This is a genomic window from Oleiphilus sp. HI0128 (assembly GCF_001635365.1).
The window spans coordinates 1-1,201 of sequence record NZ_LWGG01001288.1; the positions used below are offsets into that span (position 1 = coordinate 1).

The window sequence follows — 1,201 nt, forward strand, 5'->3', positions numbered from 1 at the left end:
TACCTTTGTGAATGCCTTCAAGTCAGCCCCCTCCAAAGGATGGTAAGGTAGCTGGATATTACTACTTAATCACTTCGCCAATCACACAAGCCAAGTCATAACCCGCGGTTCTCAGCTCATTTAAACAAGCGTTCGCTTGATCAGCAGGCACTCCAGCCAATAAACCTCCCGCAGTTTGGGGGTCAAATAAAATCTCTGCTTCTTTCGGCGTTTCCAAGGAAATAAAAGCACGCATCTTGGTATCGATTTGTTTGTTTTGCTCATGCAAGCTCGAGAATATACCCTTAGCCATCAGTGCTTCAGTACCGTCCAATACAGGTAAGGAAGCCAGATTCAAAGAAGCCTTTTGCTTTGACGCCTGAAGCATTTCCAGTAAGTGTCCAGCTAAGCCAAAGCCCGTGACATCGGTACAAGCTTTCGCCCTATGGTTGAAGAGGATATGACTCGCCTTTTGGTTAGACTGAAGCATCATTTCAATCGCCGATTTCACCCAAGGCCCCTTCGCCAAGCCTCGCATATCCCCTGCAAATAAAGCCCCTGTTCCCAGCGCTTTAGTTAGAATCAATTTATCACCTGGCTGAAGCCCAGCCTTGGTTAGAAGCTGGTTTTCATCGGTTAGACCATTAATGGTAAAGCCAAGGCTTAGTTCAGCACCTTCTGCAGTATGCCCCCCAACAATGGGCATCTCACACGCATCAAAAACCTTGCTCGCGCCAAGCATCAGATGAAGCAATTGCTGCTCAACTTTTTCTTCACTCGCAAAAGGTAAGGTCACTAAAGCTTGGGCGCTATGGGGCGTTGCTCCCATGGCAAAAATATCACCCAAGGCATGGTTCGCGGCAATCTGGCCAAAGAGGTAGTCATCATCGATGAAACGTCGAAAAGCATCGACAGACTGGACTAATAATTTATCGGCAGGAATGGCCAAAACGGCGGCATCATCCGGCTGGGACAGTGCTACCTTCGCCTTATCCTCATAACGTGTTGAAAGCTGGGCAATCACGCGATTTAAAATAGGCTGCCCCACTTTGGCACCGCAACCGCCACAACGCATACTCATCGGCTCAGCATCCACACTCGCATTTTCAGCGGGGATCATCGGCTTGGCAAGTTCACTAAAGCGGCGCATAAATTTACGGTCGATTGAATCTTTCCAGTGCCATACCCATGCGCCCGACATTGCCCAGTCACCTCTAGAGGC

Annotated in this window: 1 protein-coding gene; it reads right to left on the bottom strand. The window is 48.9% G+C overall.

Going from position 1 to position 1,201, the window contains the following annotated elements; genetic code table 11:
* Positions 1–61: 61 nt before the first annotated feature.
* A partial coding sequence (gene selD, locus A3763_RS21565) for a selenide, water dikinase SelD (RefSeq protein ID WP_231872285.1) occupies positions 62–1,201 on the bottom strand: 1,140 nt, incomplete at its 5' end.